General features: G+C 40.7%; 25 protein-coding genes. 2 read left to right on the top strand and 23 right to left on the bottom strand.

The window, feature by feature from the left end; genetic code table 11:
- Positions 1-50 precede the first annotated feature (50 nt).
- Together nadR and ASUC_RS02505 are read left to right on the top strand one after the other, a co-directional pair.
- Entirely contained in the window at positions 51-1,328 is a 1,278-nt protein-coding gene (gene nadR, locus ASUC_RS02510; RefSeq protein ID WP_012072243.1) for a multifunctional transcriptional regulator/nicotinamide-nucleotide adenylyltransferase/ribosylnicotinamide kinase NadR, read from the top strand.
- Positions 1,329-1,336: 8 nt separating this feature from the next.
- Entirely contained in the window at positions 1,337-2,020 is a 684-nt protein-coding gene (locus tag ASUC_RS02505; RefSeq protein ID WP_012072242.1) for a metallophosphoesterase family protein, read from the top strand.
- Between the two features lie 73 nt (positions 2,021-2,093).
- On the opposite strand, the gene rplQ is transcribed toward ASUC_RS02505, so the two are convergent.
- From rplQ to rpsS, 23 genes are all read right to left on the bottom strand, one after another.
- Positions 2,094-2,483, bottom strand: a complete 390-nt coding sequence (gene rplQ / locus ASUC_RS02500) for a 50S ribosomal protein L17 (RefSeq protein ID WP_012072241.1) — start codon at positions 2,481-2,483, stop codon at positions 2,094-2,096.
- 40 nt (positions 2,484-2,523) lie between these two features.
- Positions 2,524-3,513 (bottom strand): DNA-directed RNA polymerase subunit alpha, encoded by a 990-nt coding sequence (locus ASUC_RS02495; RefSeq protein WP_012072240.1) that lies wholly within the window; start codon positions 3,511-3,513, stop codon positions 2,524-2,526.
- 32 nt (positions 3,514-3,545) lie between these two features.
- Positions 3,546-4,166, bottom strand: coding sequence for a 30S ribosomal protein S4 (gene rpsD / locus ASUC_RS02490; protein ID WP_012072239.1), 621 nt, complete (start codon positions 4,164-4,166; stop codon positions 3,546-3,548).
- 29 nt (positions 4,167-4,195) lie between these two features.
- Positions 4,196-4,585 (bottom strand): 30S ribosomal protein S11, encoded by a 390-nt coding sequence (gene rpsK / locus ASUC_RS02485; RefSeq protein WP_012072238.1) that lies wholly within the window; start codon positions 4,583-4,585, stop codon positions 4,196-4,198.
- Positions 4,586-4,600: 15 nt separating this feature from the next.
- On the bottom strand, positions 4,601-4,957 hold the full coding sequence (rpsM, locus tag ASUC_RS02480) for a 30S ribosomal protein S13 (protein WP_012072237.1): 357 nt from the start codon (positions 4,955-4,957) through the stop codon (positions 4,601-4,603).
- 138 nt (positions 4,958-5,095) lie between these two features.
- A complete protein-coding gene (rpmJ, locus tag ASUC_RS02475; RefSeq protein ID WP_012072236.1) occupies positions 5,096-5,209 on the bottom strand; it encodes a 50S ribosomal protein L36 in 114 nt (37 codons plus the stop codon).
- A 27-nt stretch (positions 5,210-5,236) separates the two neighbouring features.
- Positions 5,237-6,562, bottom strand: coding sequence for a preprotein translocase subunit SecY (secY, locus tag ASUC_RS02470; protein WP_012072235.1), 1,326 nt, complete (start codon positions 6,560-6,562; stop codon positions 5,237-5,239).
- Positions 6,563-6,569: 7 nt separating this feature from the next.
- On the bottom strand, positions 6,570-7,004 hold the full coding sequence (gene rplO, locus ASUC_RS02465) for a 50S ribosomal protein L15 (protein ID WP_012072234.1): 435 nt from the start codon (positions 7,002-7,004) through the stop codon (positions 6,570-6,572).
- Positions 7,005-7,008: 4 nt separating this feature from the next.
- Positions 7,009-7,188, bottom strand: coding sequence for a 50S ribosomal protein L30 (gene rpmD / locus ASUC_RS11080; RefSeq protein ID WP_005543631.1), 180 nt, complete (start codon positions 7,186-7,188; stop codon positions 7,009-7,011).
- Positions 7,189-7,194: 6 nt separating this feature from the next.
- A complete protein-coding gene (rpsE, locus tag ASUC_RS02460; protein WP_012072233.1) occupies positions 7,195-7,695 on the bottom strand; it encodes a 30S ribosomal protein S5 in 501 nt (166 codons plus the stop codon).
- Positions 7,696-7,709: 14 nt separating this feature from the next.
- Positions 7,710-8,063 (bottom strand): 50S ribosomal protein L18, encoded by a 354-nt coding sequence (gene rplR, locus ASUC_RS02455; RefSeq protein ID WP_012072232.1) that lies wholly within the window; start codon positions 8,061-8,063, stop codon positions 7,710-7,712.
- Positions 8,064-8,077: 14 nt separating this feature from the next.
- The gene (gene rplF / locus ASUC_RS02450; protein WP_012072231.1) at positions 8,078-8,611 is read right to left on the bottom strand and encodes a 50S ribosomal protein L6; all 534 of its coding nucleotides are present in this window, start codon (positions 8,609-8,611) and stop codon (positions 8,078-8,080) included.
- 15 nt (positions 8,612-8,626) lie between these two features.
- Positions 8,627-9,019, bottom strand: a complete 393-nt coding sequence (gene rpsH / locus ASUC_RS02445) for a 30S ribosomal protein S8 (RefSeq protein WP_005759599.1) — start codon at positions 9,017-9,019, stop codon at positions 8,627-8,629.
- Positions 9,020-9,056: 37 nt separating this feature from the next.
- Positions 9,057-9,362: a 30S ribosomal protein S14 gene (rpsN, locus tag ASUC_RS02440; RefSeq protein WP_012072230.1), complete on the bottom strand. Its 306-nt coding sequence runs from the start codon at positions 9,360-9,362 to the stop codon at positions 9,057-9,059.
- Between the two features lie 11 nt (positions 9,363-9,373).
- Positions 9,374-9,913, bottom strand: a complete 540-nt coding sequence (rplE, locus tag ASUC_RS02435; RefSeq protein WP_012072229.1) for a 50S ribosomal protein L5 — start codon at positions 9,911-9,913, stop codon at positions 9,374-9,376.
- Between the two features lie 17 nt (positions 9,914-9,930).
- Positions 9,931-10,242: a 50S ribosomal protein L24 gene (rplX, locus tag ASUC_RS02430; RefSeq protein ID WP_012072228.1), complete on the bottom strand. Its 312-nt coding sequence runs from the start codon at positions 10,240-10,242 to the stop codon at positions 9,931-9,933.
- 10 nt (positions 10,243-10,252) lie between these two features.
- Positions 10,253-10,624 (bottom strand): 50S ribosomal protein L14, encoded by a 372-nt coding sequence (gene rplN, locus ASUC_RS02425; RefSeq protein WP_005548786.1) that lies wholly within the window; start codon positions 10,622-10,624, stop codon positions 10,253-10,255.
- A 207-nt stretch (positions 10,625-10,831) separates the two neighbouring features.
- The gene (gene rpsQ / locus ASUC_RS02420) at positions 10,832-11,089 is read right to left on the bottom strand and encodes a 30S ribosomal protein S17 (protein ID WP_012072227.1); all 258 of its coding nucleotides are present in this window, start codon (positions 11,087-11,089) and stop codon (positions 10,832-10,834) included.
- Positions 11,089-11,280, bottom strand: coding sequence for a 50S ribosomal protein L29 (gene rpmC, locus ASUC_RS02415; RefSeq protein WP_012072226.1), 192 nt, complete (start codon positions 11,278-11,280; stop codon positions 11,089-11,091). The genes rpsQ and rpmC overlap by 1 nt, the downstream gene beginning before the upstream one ends.
- Positions 11,280-11,690 carry a 50S ribosomal protein L16 gene (gene rplP / locus ASUC_RS02410; RefSeq protein ID WP_012072225.1) on the bottom strand — a complete coding sequence of 137 codons (411 nt, stop codon included), beginning with the start codon at positions 11,688-11,690 and terminating at the stop codon, positions 11,280-11,282. Before rplP ends, rpmC begins: the two co-directional genes overlap by 1 nt.
- A 13-nt stretch (positions 11,691-11,703) precedes the next feature.
- Positions 11,704-12,411, bottom strand: a complete 708-nt coding sequence (gene rpsC, locus ASUC_RS02405) for a 30S ribosomal protein S3 (RefSeq protein WP_012072224.1) — start codon at positions 12,409-12,411, stop codon at positions 11,704-11,706.
- A 17-nt stretch (positions 12,412-12,428) separates the two neighbouring features.
- Positions 12,429-12,761: a 50S ribosomal protein L22 gene (gene rplV / locus ASUC_RS02400; RefSeq protein WP_012072223.1), complete on the bottom strand. Its 333-nt coding sequence runs from the start codon at positions 12,759-12,761 to the stop codon at positions 12,429-12,431.
- Positions 12,762-12,772: 11 nt separating this feature from the next.
- Positions 12,773-13,048 carry a 30S ribosomal protein S19 gene (rpsS, locus tag ASUC_RS02395; RefSeq protein ID WP_005539416.1) on the bottom strand — a complete coding sequence of 92 codons (276 nt, stop codon included), beginning with the start codon at positions 13,046-13,048 and terminating at the stop codon, positions 12,773-12,775.
- Positions 13,049-13,062: the final 14 nt, after the last annotated feature.

Below are 13,062 nucleotides of genomic sequence, written 5' to 3'. Positions count from 1 at the left end.
TTTGTGCTACATTTTGGCAAAGTGCGGTCAATTTTTTGAGGATTTTTGCTATGTCGTCCGAATATGCTTATCTGCAGGAAAAACGTAAACAATTAAAACTGAAAGTGAATGAAGTTTGCGAGCAAGCCGGCATCACGCGTGCTTATTTTAATCAGTTAGTAAGCGGAAAAATTAAAAACCCAAGTGCAAACAAGCTTTCCGCTCTACATCGCGTATTGCAGATTTCCGCCCAAAAAGATAAGCGGGTCGGTGTTATTTTTGGGAAGTTTTATCCCGTGCATACCGGACATATTAATATGATTTATGAAGCGTTCAGTAAAGTCGACGAAGTGCATGTGGTAGTATGCAGTGATACGGAACGCGACCTAAAATTATTTTATGATAGTAAAATGAAACGCATGCCGACAGTGCAGGATCGTTTACGCTGGATGCAGCAGATTTTTAAGTACCAAAAAAATCAAATTTTTATTCATCATTTAGTAGAAGACGGGTTGCCGAGTTATCCAAACGGCTGGGAAAGTTGGTCGAACGCGGTAAAAAAACTGTTAAAAGAGAAAAACGTCAATCCGACTTTAGTATTCAGTAGCGAAATTCAGGATAAAGCACCATATGAAAAATATCTGGGGCTGGAAGTTTCATTAGTTGATCCGCAGCGACAATTCTTCAATGTATCCGCGACAAAAATTCGCACTAATCCGTTTCATTATTGGAAATTTATTCCCAAAGAAGTGCGTCCGTTCTTTGCCAAAACGATTGCCATTCTTGGCGGTGAAAGCAGCGGTAAATCCGTACTTGTCAATAAATTAGCGACTGTTTTTAATACGACTTCCGCTTGGGAATATGGACGTGAATACGTATTCGAACAATTAGGCGGTGATGAACAGGCAATGCAATATTCGGATTATCCTCAAATGGCATTAGGACAACAGCAGTACATTAATTATGCCGTTCGTCATGCTCATAAGGTCGCCTTCATTGACACGGATTTTATTACAACGCAGGCATTCTGTATTCAATACGAGGGAAAAGCTCATCCTTTTCTTGATTCGATGATTAGAGAATATCCTTTTGATGTAACTATATTATTAAATAATAATACACAATGGGTCGACGACGGACTAAGAAGTTTGGGAGATGCAAAAGAGCGTCAACGATTTCAACAACTGCTGAAAAAACTTCTTGATAAGTATAATGTTCCCTACATTGAGATTGATTCACCGAGTTATCTGGATCGTTATAATCAGGCAAAACTCATTGTGGAAAAAATCTTAAATGAAGAAGAGATTTCGGATTTAACGCACGATAATAATTCTGACTTTGAGAAATAGGAGGTAATATGATTCTTTTTGCGGGAGATCCTCATGGCCGCTATGATCATTTATATCCGTTTCTACAAAGAAAAAATGAAGAAATTGCATTAATAATTTTAGGCGATTTACAATTAACCGATTGTAATGAATTAGATAAGCTTAGCAAATGGTGTGAAGTTTGGTACATCCATGGAAATCATGACAGTAAAACACCGGCAGCCTATGACTCGCTTTGGAATAGTCAATGGAAAACACGCAATTTACATGGAAAAGTTGTTGAAATTCAAGGAAAACGTATTGCGGGACTCGGGGGGGTATTTCGGGGACAAATTTGGATGCCCCCTAATAAGCCGTTATATTTTGATCCAATCCATTATTGCCAGTATTGTCCACCGGAAAAACTTTGGCGAAGAGGAATTCCGCTGCGCCATAGAACCTCAATATTTCCCCTGGATATAGAAATACTAGAACAACAACAAGCGGATATTCTAGTCTGCCATGAAGCACCCGAGCCTCATCCTGCAGGCTTTTATGCAATAAACAATCTGGCAACTAAAATGGGGGTGACACAGGTCTTTCATGGCCATCATCACGAAAATTTTGATTATCACGGAATAAATAAAAACAAATTTGAGATAATTAACGTAGGTTTTAGAAGTTTGGCTGATTCAATGGGAAATTACTTAATAAAAGGGTTAGATGATCGCTAAATTAATACGTTATTTAGTGAAATAAACAATAAAAAGCTCACAAATCTTGTGAGCTTTTCTAATTTATGATGAATTATTCCGTTGTTGCCGTTTCAGTTGAAACTTCCGGACGATCTACTAATTCAATGTATGCCATTGGAGCATTATCGCCTGCACGGAAACCACATTTTAAGATGCGAGTATAACCACCTGCACGTTGTGCAAAACGTGGACCTAATTCATTAAATAGTTTAGCAACAGTTTCAACGTTGCGAGTACGTGCAAATGCCAAACGGCGGTTTGCTACGCTATCTTCTTTTGCTAATGTAATTAACGGTTCAACTACACGACGTAATTCTTTAGCTTTTGGCAATGTAGTCTTAATGATTTCGTGACTAACTAAAGCACTAGCCATATTACGGAACATCGCTTGGCGATGGCTGCTATTACGGTTTAGTTGACGACCACTCTTACGATGGCGCATGATCTTATCCTTCTCAGAAAAATCTTAATCTTTAGGCCGATTAATCTTCAGCAATACTTGCTGGCGGCCAATTATCAAGACGCATACCTAATGACAGGCCGCGTGAAGCAAGTACATCCTTAATTTCAGTAAGTGATTTCTTACCAAGATTAGGTGTTTTCAATAACTCAACTTCTGTACGCTGTACCAAATCACCGATATAGTGAATTGTTTCTGCTTTCAAACAGTTAGCAGAACGAACTGTCAACTCTAAGTCATCAACAGGACGTAATAAAATCGGATCAAATTCCGGTTTTTCTTCCTTGACTTCAGGCTGACGAACATCACGCAAATCAACGAATGCATCAAGCTGCTCTGCTAAAATTGTTGCTGCACGACGAATTGCTTCCTCGGGATCGAGCGTGCCGTTTGTCTCTAACTCAATAACTAATTTATCTAAGTCAGTGCGTTGCTCTACACGTGCTGCTTCTACATTGTAAGCAATACGATCTACAGGGCTATAACAAGCGTCTACTAACAAACGACCAATAGGACGTTCTTCATCTTGAGAATGTGCACGAGCTGACGCTGGTACATAACCTCGACCACGCTGAACACGAATACGCATACTAATTGATGCGTTTTCATCCGTGAGATGGCAGATAACATGCTCAGGATTTACGATCTCAACATCACCGTCATGGGTAATGTCGCCAGCAACAACAGGGCCAATTCCAGATTTGTTTAGTGTCAGAAAAACATCATCTTTATTCTGAACTTTAACCGCGAGGCCTTTCAGGTTTAAAAGTACTTCAAGAATATCTTCTTGAACGCCTTCTTTACTACTATATTCATGCAACACGCCTTCAATTTCTACCTCAGTTACAGCACAACCCGGCATTGAAGATAGAAGAATACGACGCAATGCATTTCCTAGAGTATGACCGAAACCACGCTCTAACGGTTCTAAGATCACTTTAGCATGTGTTGAACTAATTTGCTCAATATCAACTAAGTGTGGCTTTAAAAATTCTGTAACAGAACCCTGCATTTTATCCTCTCTTTGCTTTTAAGCTTTAACTATTATTTAGAATAAAGCTCAACGATGAGATGTTCGTTAATGTCTGCTGATAAATCAGAACGTTCAGGAACACGTTTGAATACACCTTCCATTTTTGCAGAATCAACTTCTAACCAAGTCGGTTTTTCTTTTTGTTCTGCTAATTCCAGTGATGCTTTTATACGAGCTTGTTTTTTCGATTTTTCACGAATAGCGACTACATCATCAACTGAAACTTGGAAAGATGGGATATTTACAACACGACCATTTACAACAATCGCTTTGTGACTCACTAATTGGCGAGCCTCTGCACGAGTAGCAGCAAATCCCATACGATAGACTACATTATCTAATCGACCTTCAAGCAATACTAATAAATTTTCCCCAGTATTACCTTTCAAACGATTCGCTTCTTTATAATAATTACGGAATTGACGTTCTAAGATACCGTAGATACGGCGAACTTTTTGTTTTTCACGTAACTGACTGCCATAGTCAGACAGACGTGGTTTACGAGCACCGTGCTGACCTGGCGCTGTATCAATTTTACATTTAGAATCGATAGCACGCACGCCAGACTTAAGGAATAAGTCTGTGCCTTCACGACGGCTTAGCTTGAGTTTTGGACCCAAATATCTTGCCATTTTCTTTCTCCAATTATCCTAATTTCCGATTAAACACGACGTTTTTTCGGTGGACGACAACCGTTATGAGGAATCGGAGTCACATCGGTAATATTCGTAATACGGAAACCCGCTGCATTTAATGCACGAATAGTTGATTCACGACCAGGACCCGGACCTTTAACCATAACTTCCAAATTCTTTAAACCAAACTCCTTGACCATTTCAGCACAACGCTCTGCGGCAACCTGTGCAGCAAATGGAGTCGATTTACGAGAACCACGGAAACCTGAACCGCCAGCAGTAGCCCATGCTAAAGCATTACCTTGACGGTCAGTAATAGTCACGATTGTATTATTGAAAGAAGCGTGAATGTGTGCTACGCCATCTACAACTTGTTTTTTTACACGTTTACGTGCACGAACTGGTGTTTTAGCCATTAATATTTACCCCGACTATTTTTTGATCGGCTTACGAGGACCCTTACGGGTACGCGCATTAGTTTTAGTACGTTGACCACGTACCGGTAAACTACGACGATGGCGTAAACCACGATAACAACCTAAGTCTAAAAGACGTTTGATGTTAAGTGTTACTTCTCGGCGTAAGTCACCTTCAACGGTAAATTTACCAACTTCGTCACGCAGTTTATCAATCTGCTCTTCAGACAATTCGCTGATCTTAACATTTTCAGCAATACCTGCCGCAGCACAAATAGTCTGTGAACGAGTTTTGCCAATACCGTAAATCGCTGTTAAAGCAATTACTGCATGTTTATGATCAGGAATGTTAATGCCTGCAATACGGGCCACTATGCACTCCTATATTTTAACTAATTTGACATACTGATCTTGAAAAGCCCGTTTCAGGATACTCAAACAGTATGCCAAGGATATAAATGAGCTGAGCAGTATAACTGCTCAACCTGTTCTTTGCAAGATATTTATCAATTAACCTTGACGTTGTTTATGTTTAGGGTCGGTACATAAAACACGTACGACACCTTCACGTTTAACAATTTTACAGTTACGACAGATTCTTTTTACGGAAGCACGAACTTTCATTGCTTATCCCTTTTTCTTTAAACCGGACTATTGTCCGAAACCTTTAAGGTTTGCTTTTTTCAACGCAGATTCATATTTACTTGACATCAAGTGACTTTGAATCTGAGCGATGAAATCCATAATAACCACTACGACGATCAACAAAGACGTACCACCAAAATAGAATTGAACATTCCATGCTGACATCATAATGTAAGGAACCAAACACACGAAAACCACATATAAACCGCCAATTAGCGTCAAACGGGTCATTATTTTATCAATATAACGTGAAGTTTGTTCTCCTGGTCTAATTCCCGGTATAAATGCACCAGATTTTTTTAAATTATCTGCGGTATCGCGAGGATTAAATTGCATTGCCGAGTAAAAAAAGCTGAAAAACATGATTGCAATCGCGTAAACGATCAAATAAATAGGCTGACCTGGCTGCAACATCATTGAAAGATTTGTCAACCATTCAAGGCTAGAACTCTCACCAAACCAAGACACCAATGTCGCTGGGAACAAAATAATACTTGAAGCAAAGATAGCAGGCATAACACTTGCCATATTCACTTTTAATGGTAAATGAGTCGAATGCCCACCTAAAATTTGTCGTCCTTGCTGACGTTTAGCATATTCAACTTTAATACGTCTTTGTCCTCGTTCTACGAAGACAACAAAATAAGTCACCGCAAAAACAACTGCAGCAATTAATAAAAGCACCAGAGGATGCATTTGCCCTTGACGAGCCTGCTCAATTGTTTGACCAATAGCAGACGGCAATCCCGCCACAATACCAGCAAAGATAATGAGGGAAATACCGTTACCAATACCTCGTTCAGTAATTTGTTCACCCAACCACATTAAAAACATGGTGCCGGTAACTAAACTAACTACGGCAGTGAAATAAAAACCGAACCCCAAGTTAGGAACCAACCCAGGTAGCATATTCGGTAAACCTGTTGAAATCCCAATTGCCTGCAAAGTAGCAAGACCTAAAGTTGCATAACGCGTATATTTACTAATTTTACGACGTCCACTCTCACCTTCTTTACGTAACTCCCCTAACGTAGGAGATACAGTAGCTAAGAGCTGGATAATAATCGATGCCGAAATATATGGCATGATTCCCAATGCAAAAATAGACGCACGACTCAAGGCGCCACCAGAGAACATATTAAACATGTCAATGATGGTACCTTTTTGTTGCTCAATCAATTGGGACAATACGGCCGCATCAATACCAGGAACCGGGATGAAAGAACCAATACGGAAAACGATCAATGCACCTAATACGAAAAGCAAACGGCTTTTCAGTTCATTACCACCGTTTTGGGTGCTTCTATTTTGATAACCTGGTTTTTTAGCCATTTATTAATTATTCCTCAACTGAACCGCCAGCAGCCTCAATAGCTGCTTTAGCACCTTGAGTTACGCGTAAACCGCGAATAGTCACCGCATTATTGATTTCACCTGCTAAAATAACTTTAGCAAATTGAATATCTTTAGTAATTACGTTTGCAGCTTTTAATGCTTCTAAAGTAACGATATTACCATCAACTTTAGTTAAATCATTCAAACGAATTTCTGCAGTTACTGCCGCAATTTTAGACGTAAAACCAAATTTTGGTAAACGACGGTATAAAGGCATTTGACCACCCTCGAAACCACGGCGAACTTTACCGCCTGTACGAGATTTTTGTCCCTTATGACCGCGTCCACCCGTTTTACCTAAACCGGAACCAATACCGCGACCAAGGCGCTTCGCACTATGCTTCGCACCTTCAGCCGGGGATAGAGTATTTAAACGCATTCTCTTACTCCTCCACTTTAACCATATATGAAACTTGGTTAATCATACCACGTACTGCCGGAGTATCGATCAACTCAACAGTATGGTGCATATGGCGAAGACCAAGACCACGTAACGTAGCTTTATGCTTCGGTAAACGAGCAATTGAACTACGAACCTGTGTTACTTTAATAGTTTTAGCCATTATCAATTACCCCAGGATTTCATCAACGGTTTTACCACGCTTAGCAGCAACCGTTTCTGGTGATTTCATATTTGCAAGCGCATCAATAGTTGCACGAACAACATTAATTGGATTGGTTGAACCGTATGCTTTAGAAAGAACGTTGCGTACACCTGCAACTTCTAATACTGCACGCATTGCACCGCCCGCAATGATACCCGTACCTTCACTGGCTGGTTGCATAAATACACGAGAACCAGTATGAACACCTTTAACGGGATGTTGTAACGTACCATCATTTAAAGCTACGTTAATCATATTGCGACGAGCCTTTTCCATTGCTTTTTGGATTGCTGCCGGAACTTCGCGCGCTTTGCCGTAGCCAAAACCGACTCGACCATTACCATCGCCCACTACTGTTAAAGCAGTGAAGCTCATGATACGGCCACCTTTTACAGTTTTTGATACACGGTTTACCGCGATTAGCTTCTCTTGCAGTTCACCAGTTTGTTTCTCGATGTTTGACATCTCAATATCCTCTATTAGAACTGTAGACCAGCTTCACGAGCAGCGTCCGCTAAAGATTGGACACGACCATGATATTTAAATCCGGAACGATCGAAAGCAACGTCTTTAACGCCTTTCGCTAATGCGCGTTCAGCTACTAGTTTACCAACTACCGCTGCAGCATCTTTATTACCGGTATATTTAACTTGCGCACTGATTTCTTTTTCTACTGTTGAAGCAGCGGCAAGCACTTCTGAACCGTTCGGTGCAATCACTTGAGCATAAATATGACGCGGAGTGCGGTGAACTACTAAACGAGTTACACCTTGCTCTCTCATCATATGACGAGCACGAGCTGCACGACGGATACGAGCTGATTTCTTATCCATAGTGTTACCTTAAATTATTTTTTCTTAGCTTCTTTAGTACGAACAACTTCATCAGCATAGCGAACACCTTTGCCTTTGTAAGGCTCTGGTTTACGGTATGCTCGAATATCTGCAGCCACTTGACCAATTAATTGTTTGTCAGCACCTTTCAATACAATTTCTGTTTGAGATGGACATTCTGCAGTAATACCTGCAGGTAAAGTGTGCTCCACAGGATGAGAGAACCCTAAGTTTAGGCTGATTGAATTGCCTTTAACTTGCGCTCTGTAACCTACACCCACTAGTTGTAGTTTTTTAGTAAAGCCTTCAGTAACACCAATAACCATTGCATTAACTAATGCACGTGCTGTACCTGCTTGTGCATCTGCACCCGCAAATCCTTCACGTGGAGCAAATGTCAATGCACCGTTATCTTCCTTAACTTCGACTGAATTATGAATAGTACGAGATAATTCGCTATTCTTACCTTTCACCGTTAATAGCTGACCGTTCAAAGAAACTTGAACTCCGGCAGGAATATTAACAGGTGCCTTAGCAACACGAGACATTTTCCTACCTCTCTATTAAGCTACATAACAGATGATTTCACCGCCTAAACCCGCTTGGCGAGCAGCACGGTCAGTCATCACACCTTTAGATGTAGAAACTACAGCAACACCTAACCCACCCATAACTTTTGGTAATTCGTCTTTACGTTTGTAAATACGAAGACCAGGACGGCTTACACGTTGAATGCTTTCTACAACCGGTTTACCTTGGAAATATTTTAAAGTAATTTCCAATTCAGGTTTTGCACCTTCTAAAACTTTAACGCTTTCAATATAACCTTCAGCAGCTAATACGTTGGCAATAGCCACTTTTAGCTTGGAAGAAGGCATACTGATCGCAACTTTATTCGCAGCTTGACCGTTACGAATACGGGTCAACATATCTGCGATTGGATCTTGCATACTCATTGTATTTTATTCTCCGATTCCAAAATAAAGTGGTAAATTACCAACTTGCTTTTTTAAGACCTGGGATCTCGCCACGCATTGCTGCTTCGCGGACCTTGATACGGCTTAAACCAAACTTACGAAGAACGCCGTGAGGACGTCCGGTTTGGCGACAACGGTTACGTTGACGGCTCGGGCTAGCATCACGCGGTAAAGACTGTAATTTTAATACCGCATCCCAACGATCTTCATCTGATGAATTAGCGTCAGAAATGATTTTCTTCAATTCCATACGTTTAGCATAGAATTTTTCAGCCAATTTAACGCGTTTAACATCGCGTGCTTTCATTGATTGTTTAGCCATTGTAACCTGCCTTATTTACGAAATGGGAAATTAAAGGCAGCGAGTAGTGCTTGACCTTCTTCATCATTCTTCGCTGTAGTGGTGATAGTAATATCTAACCCACGTACGCGATCCACTTTATCATAATCGATTTCAGGGAAGATGATTTGCTCACGCACACCCATGCTATAGTTACCACGACCGTCAAAAGACTTCGCACTTAAACCGCGGAAGTCACGGATACGCGGAACAGCAATTGTAATTAAACGTTCAAAGAACTCCCACATACGTTCACCACGTAGTGTTACTTTACAACCGATTGGATATCCCTGACGGATTTTAAAGCCTGCAACAGATTTGCGCGCTTTAGTAATTAAAGGTTTTTGACCGCTAATTGCTGCTAGATCTGCTACCGCATTATCTAGAAGTTTTTTGTCGGTCAATGCTTCACCCACACCCATATTCAGGGTAATCTTTTCGATTCGTGGGACTTGCATGACAGATGCGTAGTTGAATTTAGTTTTCAATTCATTAACTACTTGATCTCTGTAGTAATCATGCAGTTTCGCCATCGCATTACTCCAGTTTGTTAAATAATTTCATTGTTAGATTTAAAGAAACGTACTTTTTTACCATCTTCAAATCTAAAACCTACACGGTCAGCTTTATTTGTTTTCGGGTTGAAAATCGCTACGTTCGACGCATCAATCGGAGCTTCTTTCTTCACTAAACCGCCTTCTTTACCTAAAGCAGGTACCGGTTTTTCATGTTTAGTGATGATTTTAACACCTTCAACAATCACTTTACCATTTGGTAACACTTGTGTTACCTTGCCGCGCTTGCCTTTGTCTTTACCAGCAAGTACGATTACTTCGTCATTTTGACGGATTTTAGCAGCCATTACGTTCTCCTTATAGTACTTCTGGAGCCAAAGAAATGATCTTCATGAATTTCTCAGAACGAAGTTCACGAGTCACAGGTCCAAAAATACGAGTACCGATAGGTTGCTCAGTGTTATTGTTTAAAATTACACAAGCATTGCCATCGAAACGAATAACTGAGCCATCTGGGCGACGAACACCCTTCTTGGTGCGCACAACTACTGCTTTTAACACATCACCTTTTTTTACTTTACCGCGTGGAATTGCTTCTTTCACAGTAATCTTGATGATATCGCCAATAGCAGCGTAACGACGGTGCGATCCACCTAGAACCTTGATACACATTACGCTGCGAGCCCCTGAGTTATCAGCAACATCCAGCATAGTCTGTTCTTGGATCATATTAGTGCTCCGTTAATTTAATAAAACACCCTTTCGGGACCACCTGCCCAATGCAGGCAGTTCGCGGAGTTTATCAGATTAAGAAACCGAGATCAACTCCATTTTAGTAAATCAAAAACAGTCAAAAAACATATCAATTTTTAACCGCACTTTACATACAAAAAAACCCTAACATTGCTGATAGGGTTTAAATTTCAAGTATAGAAATTAAGCAATAGTTGCTTTTTCTACTACACGAACTAAAGTCCAAGATTTAGTTTTTGATACAGGACGACATTCTTTAATTTCGACCCAATCACCCAATCTTGCTTCGTTGTTCTCATCATGAACGTGTAATTTCGTTGTACGACGGATAAATTTACCTAAAAGAGGATGTTTTACCTTACGCTCGATTGCGATTGTAAAAGATTTATCCATTTTATCGCTGATTACACGACCTTGAACAGTACGAATTTTATCAGTCATTACTCACCCGCCTTTTGATTTAATACAGTTTTAACCCGTGCAATATTACGACGCACTTGTTTTAACTGGTGAGTTTGTTGAAGCTGACCGGTGGCTGCTTGCATACGCAATTTGAATTGCTCACCTAAAAGGTTATTCAATTCAGCATTCAGCTCTTCAACATTTTTGTTACGTAGTTCTTGAGCTTTCATTACATCACCGTCTTAGTTACGAACGTTGTTTTAATCGGAAGTTTCGCTGCTGCTAATGCAAATGCATTGCGGGCAATTTCTTCTGAAACTCCGTCCATTTCATAAAGTACTTTACCTGGTTGGATTAAAGCAACCCAATATTCCACGTTACCTTTACCTTTACCCATACGAACTTCTAATGGTTTTTCAGTAATCGGTTTGTCTGGGAATACGCGAATCCAGATTTTACCTTGACGTTTAACTGCACGAGTCATCGCACGACGAGCCGCTTCGATTTGACGAGCTGTTAAACGACCGCGACCAACCGCTTTTAAGCCGAATGTACCGAAACTAACTTCAGTACCGGCAGCTAAACCACGGTTACGTCCTTTATGGACTTTACGGAATTTTGTACGTTTTGGTTGCAACATTTAGCAGATCTCCTTACTTACGACCTTTGCCGCGTGGTGCCTTTTTAGGCGCAGCCGGTTGTTGTTCTGGTTGTTGTGCAATTGCAGCCATACCACCAAGAATTTCACCTTTGAAGATCCATACTTTAACGCCGATCACGCCGTATGTAGTATGTGCTTCTGCAGTGTTATAATCGATGTCCGCACGTAATGTATGCAATGGTACGCGACCTTCACGATACCACTCAGAACGTGCAATTTCTGCACCACCTAAACGACCGCTTACTTCAACTTTGATACCTTTGGCACCTAAACGCATTGCATTTTGCACCGCGCGCTTCATGGCACGACGGAACATTACACGACGCTCTAATTGTGAAGCAATACTGTCCGCAACTAATTTTGCATCTAGCTCAGGTTTTTTCACTTCAGCGATATTGATTTGAGCTGGTACGCCTGCTATTTTCGCTACTGCGGTGCGTAATTTCTCAACATCTTCACCTTTTTTACCGATAACGATACCCGGGCGAGCTGTATGAATTGTTACGCGAATGCTTTTAGCCGGACGTTCAATTGTGATACGTGAAACTGAAGCATTCATTAATTCTTTATTTAAGAATTTACGTACTTTGAAATCGCCGTCTAAGTTATCGGCGAAGTCTTGTGTATTCGCAAACCAAGTAGAGCTCCAAGGTTTAACAATACCAAGGCGAATACCATGTGGATGGACTTTTTGACCCATTTGTTATTCCTCTACGATTAACGATCTGACACAACCACTGTAATGTGGCTTGTACGTTTTAAAATACGATCTGCACGACCTTTAGCACGTGGCATTACACGCTTCATGCTAGGACCTTCATCAACGAAAATCTTAGCAACTTTAAGATCATCGATATCTGCACCGTCATTATGCTCTGCATTTGCAATAGCTGATTCTAAAACCTTCTTCACTAAAGCTGCCGCTTTTTTGTTAGTGTAAGTTAAGATTTCTAATGCTGCCGCAACTTTTTTGCCACGAATTAAATCCGCAACCAAACGAGCCTTTTGCGCTGAAGTGCGAGCGTAACGATGTTTTGCGATAGTTTCCATCTATTTACCTCTTACTTCTTAGCTTTCTTATCCGCAGCATGACCGCGGTATGTACGAGTCGGTGCAAATTCACCTAATTTATGTCCGATCATTTCGTCTGAAACATAAACTGGAACGTGCTGACGACCATTATGGACTGCGATGGTCAAACCAATCATTGATGGAATGATCATTGAACGACGGGACCAGGTTTTAATTGGTTTTTTATCCCCGCTTTCCACCGCCTTCTCTACCTTCTTCAACAAGTGTAGGTCAAGGAAAGGACCTTTCTTGAGAGAACGTGGCATGGCTTATCCTCTTA

Origin of the sequence: Actinobacillus succinogenes 130Z, from assembly GCF_000017245.1 — a bacterium.
GTDB classification, from domain to species: Bacteria; Pseudomonadota; Gammaproteobacteria; order Enterobacterales; family Pasteurellaceae; genus Exercitatus; species Exercitatus succinogenes.
The sequence above is the reverse complement of the archived record's forward strand: the minus strand, read 5'-3'. Positions and strand labels throughout refer to the sequence as shown.

Coding starts and splice junctions, on each gene's coding strand:
- nadR (WP_012072243.1), top strand. CDS start 51: ATGTCGTCCGAATATGCTTATCTGCAGGAAAAACGTAAACAATTAAAA.
- ASUC_RS02505 (WP_012072242.1), top strand. CDS start 1,337: ATGATTCTTTTTGCGGGAGATCCTCATGGCCGCTATGATCATTTATAT.
- rplQ (WP_012072241.1), bottom strand. CDS start 2,483: ATGCGCCATCGTAAGAGTGGTCGTCAACTAAACCGTAATAGCAGCCAT.
- ASUC_RS02495 (WP_012072240.1), bottom strand. CDS start 3,513: ATGCAGGGTTCTGTTACAGAATTTTTAAAGCCACACTTAGTTGATATT.
- rpsD (WP_012072239.1), bottom strand. CDS start 4,166: ATGGCAAGATATTTGGGTCCAAAACTCAAGCTAAGCCGTCGTGAAGGC.
- rpsK (WP_012072238.1), bottom strand. CDS start 4,585: ATGGCTAAAACACCAGTTCGTGCACGTAAACGTGTAAAAAAACAAGTT.
- rpmJ (WP_012072236.1), bottom strand. CDS start 5,209: ATGAAAGTTCGTGCTTCCGTAAAAAGAATCTGTCGTAACTGTAAAATT.
- secY (WP_012072235.1), bottom strand. CDS start 6,562: ATGGCTAAAAAACCAGGTTATCAAAATAGAAGCACCCAAAACGGTGGT.
- rplO (WP_012072234.1), bottom strand. CDS start 7,004: ATGCGTTTAAATACTCTATCCCCGGCTGAAGGTGCGAAGCATAGTGCG.
- rpmD (WP_005543631.1), bottom strand. CDS start 7,188: ATGGCTAAAACTATTAAAGTAACACAGGTTCGTAGTTCAATTGCTCGT.
- rpsE (WP_012072233.1), bottom strand. CDS start 7,695: ATGTCAAACATCGAGAAACAAACTGGTGAACTGCAAGAGAAGCTAATC.
- rplR (WP_012072232.1), bottom strand. CDS start 8,063: ATGGATAAGAAATCAGCTCGTATCCGTCGTGCAGCTCGTGCTCGTCAT.
- rplF (WP_012072231.1), bottom strand. CDS start 8,611: ATGTCTCGTGTTGCTAAGGCACCTGTTAATATTCCTGCCGGAGTTCAA.
- rpsH (WP_005759599.1), bottom strand. CDS start 9,019: ATGAGTATGCAAGATCCAATCGCAGATATGTTGACCCGTATTCGTAAC.
- rpsN (WP_012072230.1), bottom strand. CDS start 9,362: ATGGCTAAACAATCAATGAAAGCACGCGATGTTAAACGCGTTAAATTG.
- rplE (WP_012072229.1), bottom strand. CDS start 9,913: ATGGCGAAACTGCATGATTACTACAGAGATCAAGTAGTTAATGAATTG.
- rplX (WP_012072228.1), bottom strand. CDS start 10,242: ATGGCTGCTAAAATCCGTCAAAATGACGAAGTAATCGTACTTGCTGGT.
- rplN (WP_005548786.1), bottom strand. CDS start 10,624: ATGATCCAAGAACAGACTATGCTGGATGTTGCTGATAACTCAGGGGCT.
- rpsQ (WP_012072227.1), bottom strand. CDS start 11,089: ATGACTGATAAAATTCGTACTGTTCAAGGTCGTGTAATCAGCGATAAA.
- rpmC (WP_012072226.1), bottom strand. CDS start 11,280: ATGAAAGCTCAAGAACTACGTAACAAAAATGTTGAAGAGCTGAATGCT.
- rplP (WP_012072225.1), bottom strand. CDS start 11,690: ATGTTGCAACCAAAACGTACAAAATTCCGTAAAGTCCATAAAGGACGT.
- rpsC (WP_012072224.1), bottom strand. CDS start 12,411: ATGGGTCAAAAAGTCCATCCACATGGTATTCGCCTTGGTATTGTTAAA.
- rplV (WP_012072223.1), bottom strand. CDS start 12,761: ATGGAAACTATCGCAAAACATCGTTACGCTCGCACTTCAGCGCAAAAG.
- rpsS (WP_005539416.1), bottom strand. CDS start 13,048: ATGCCACGTTCTCTCAAGAAAGGTCCTTTCCTTGACCTACACTTGTTG.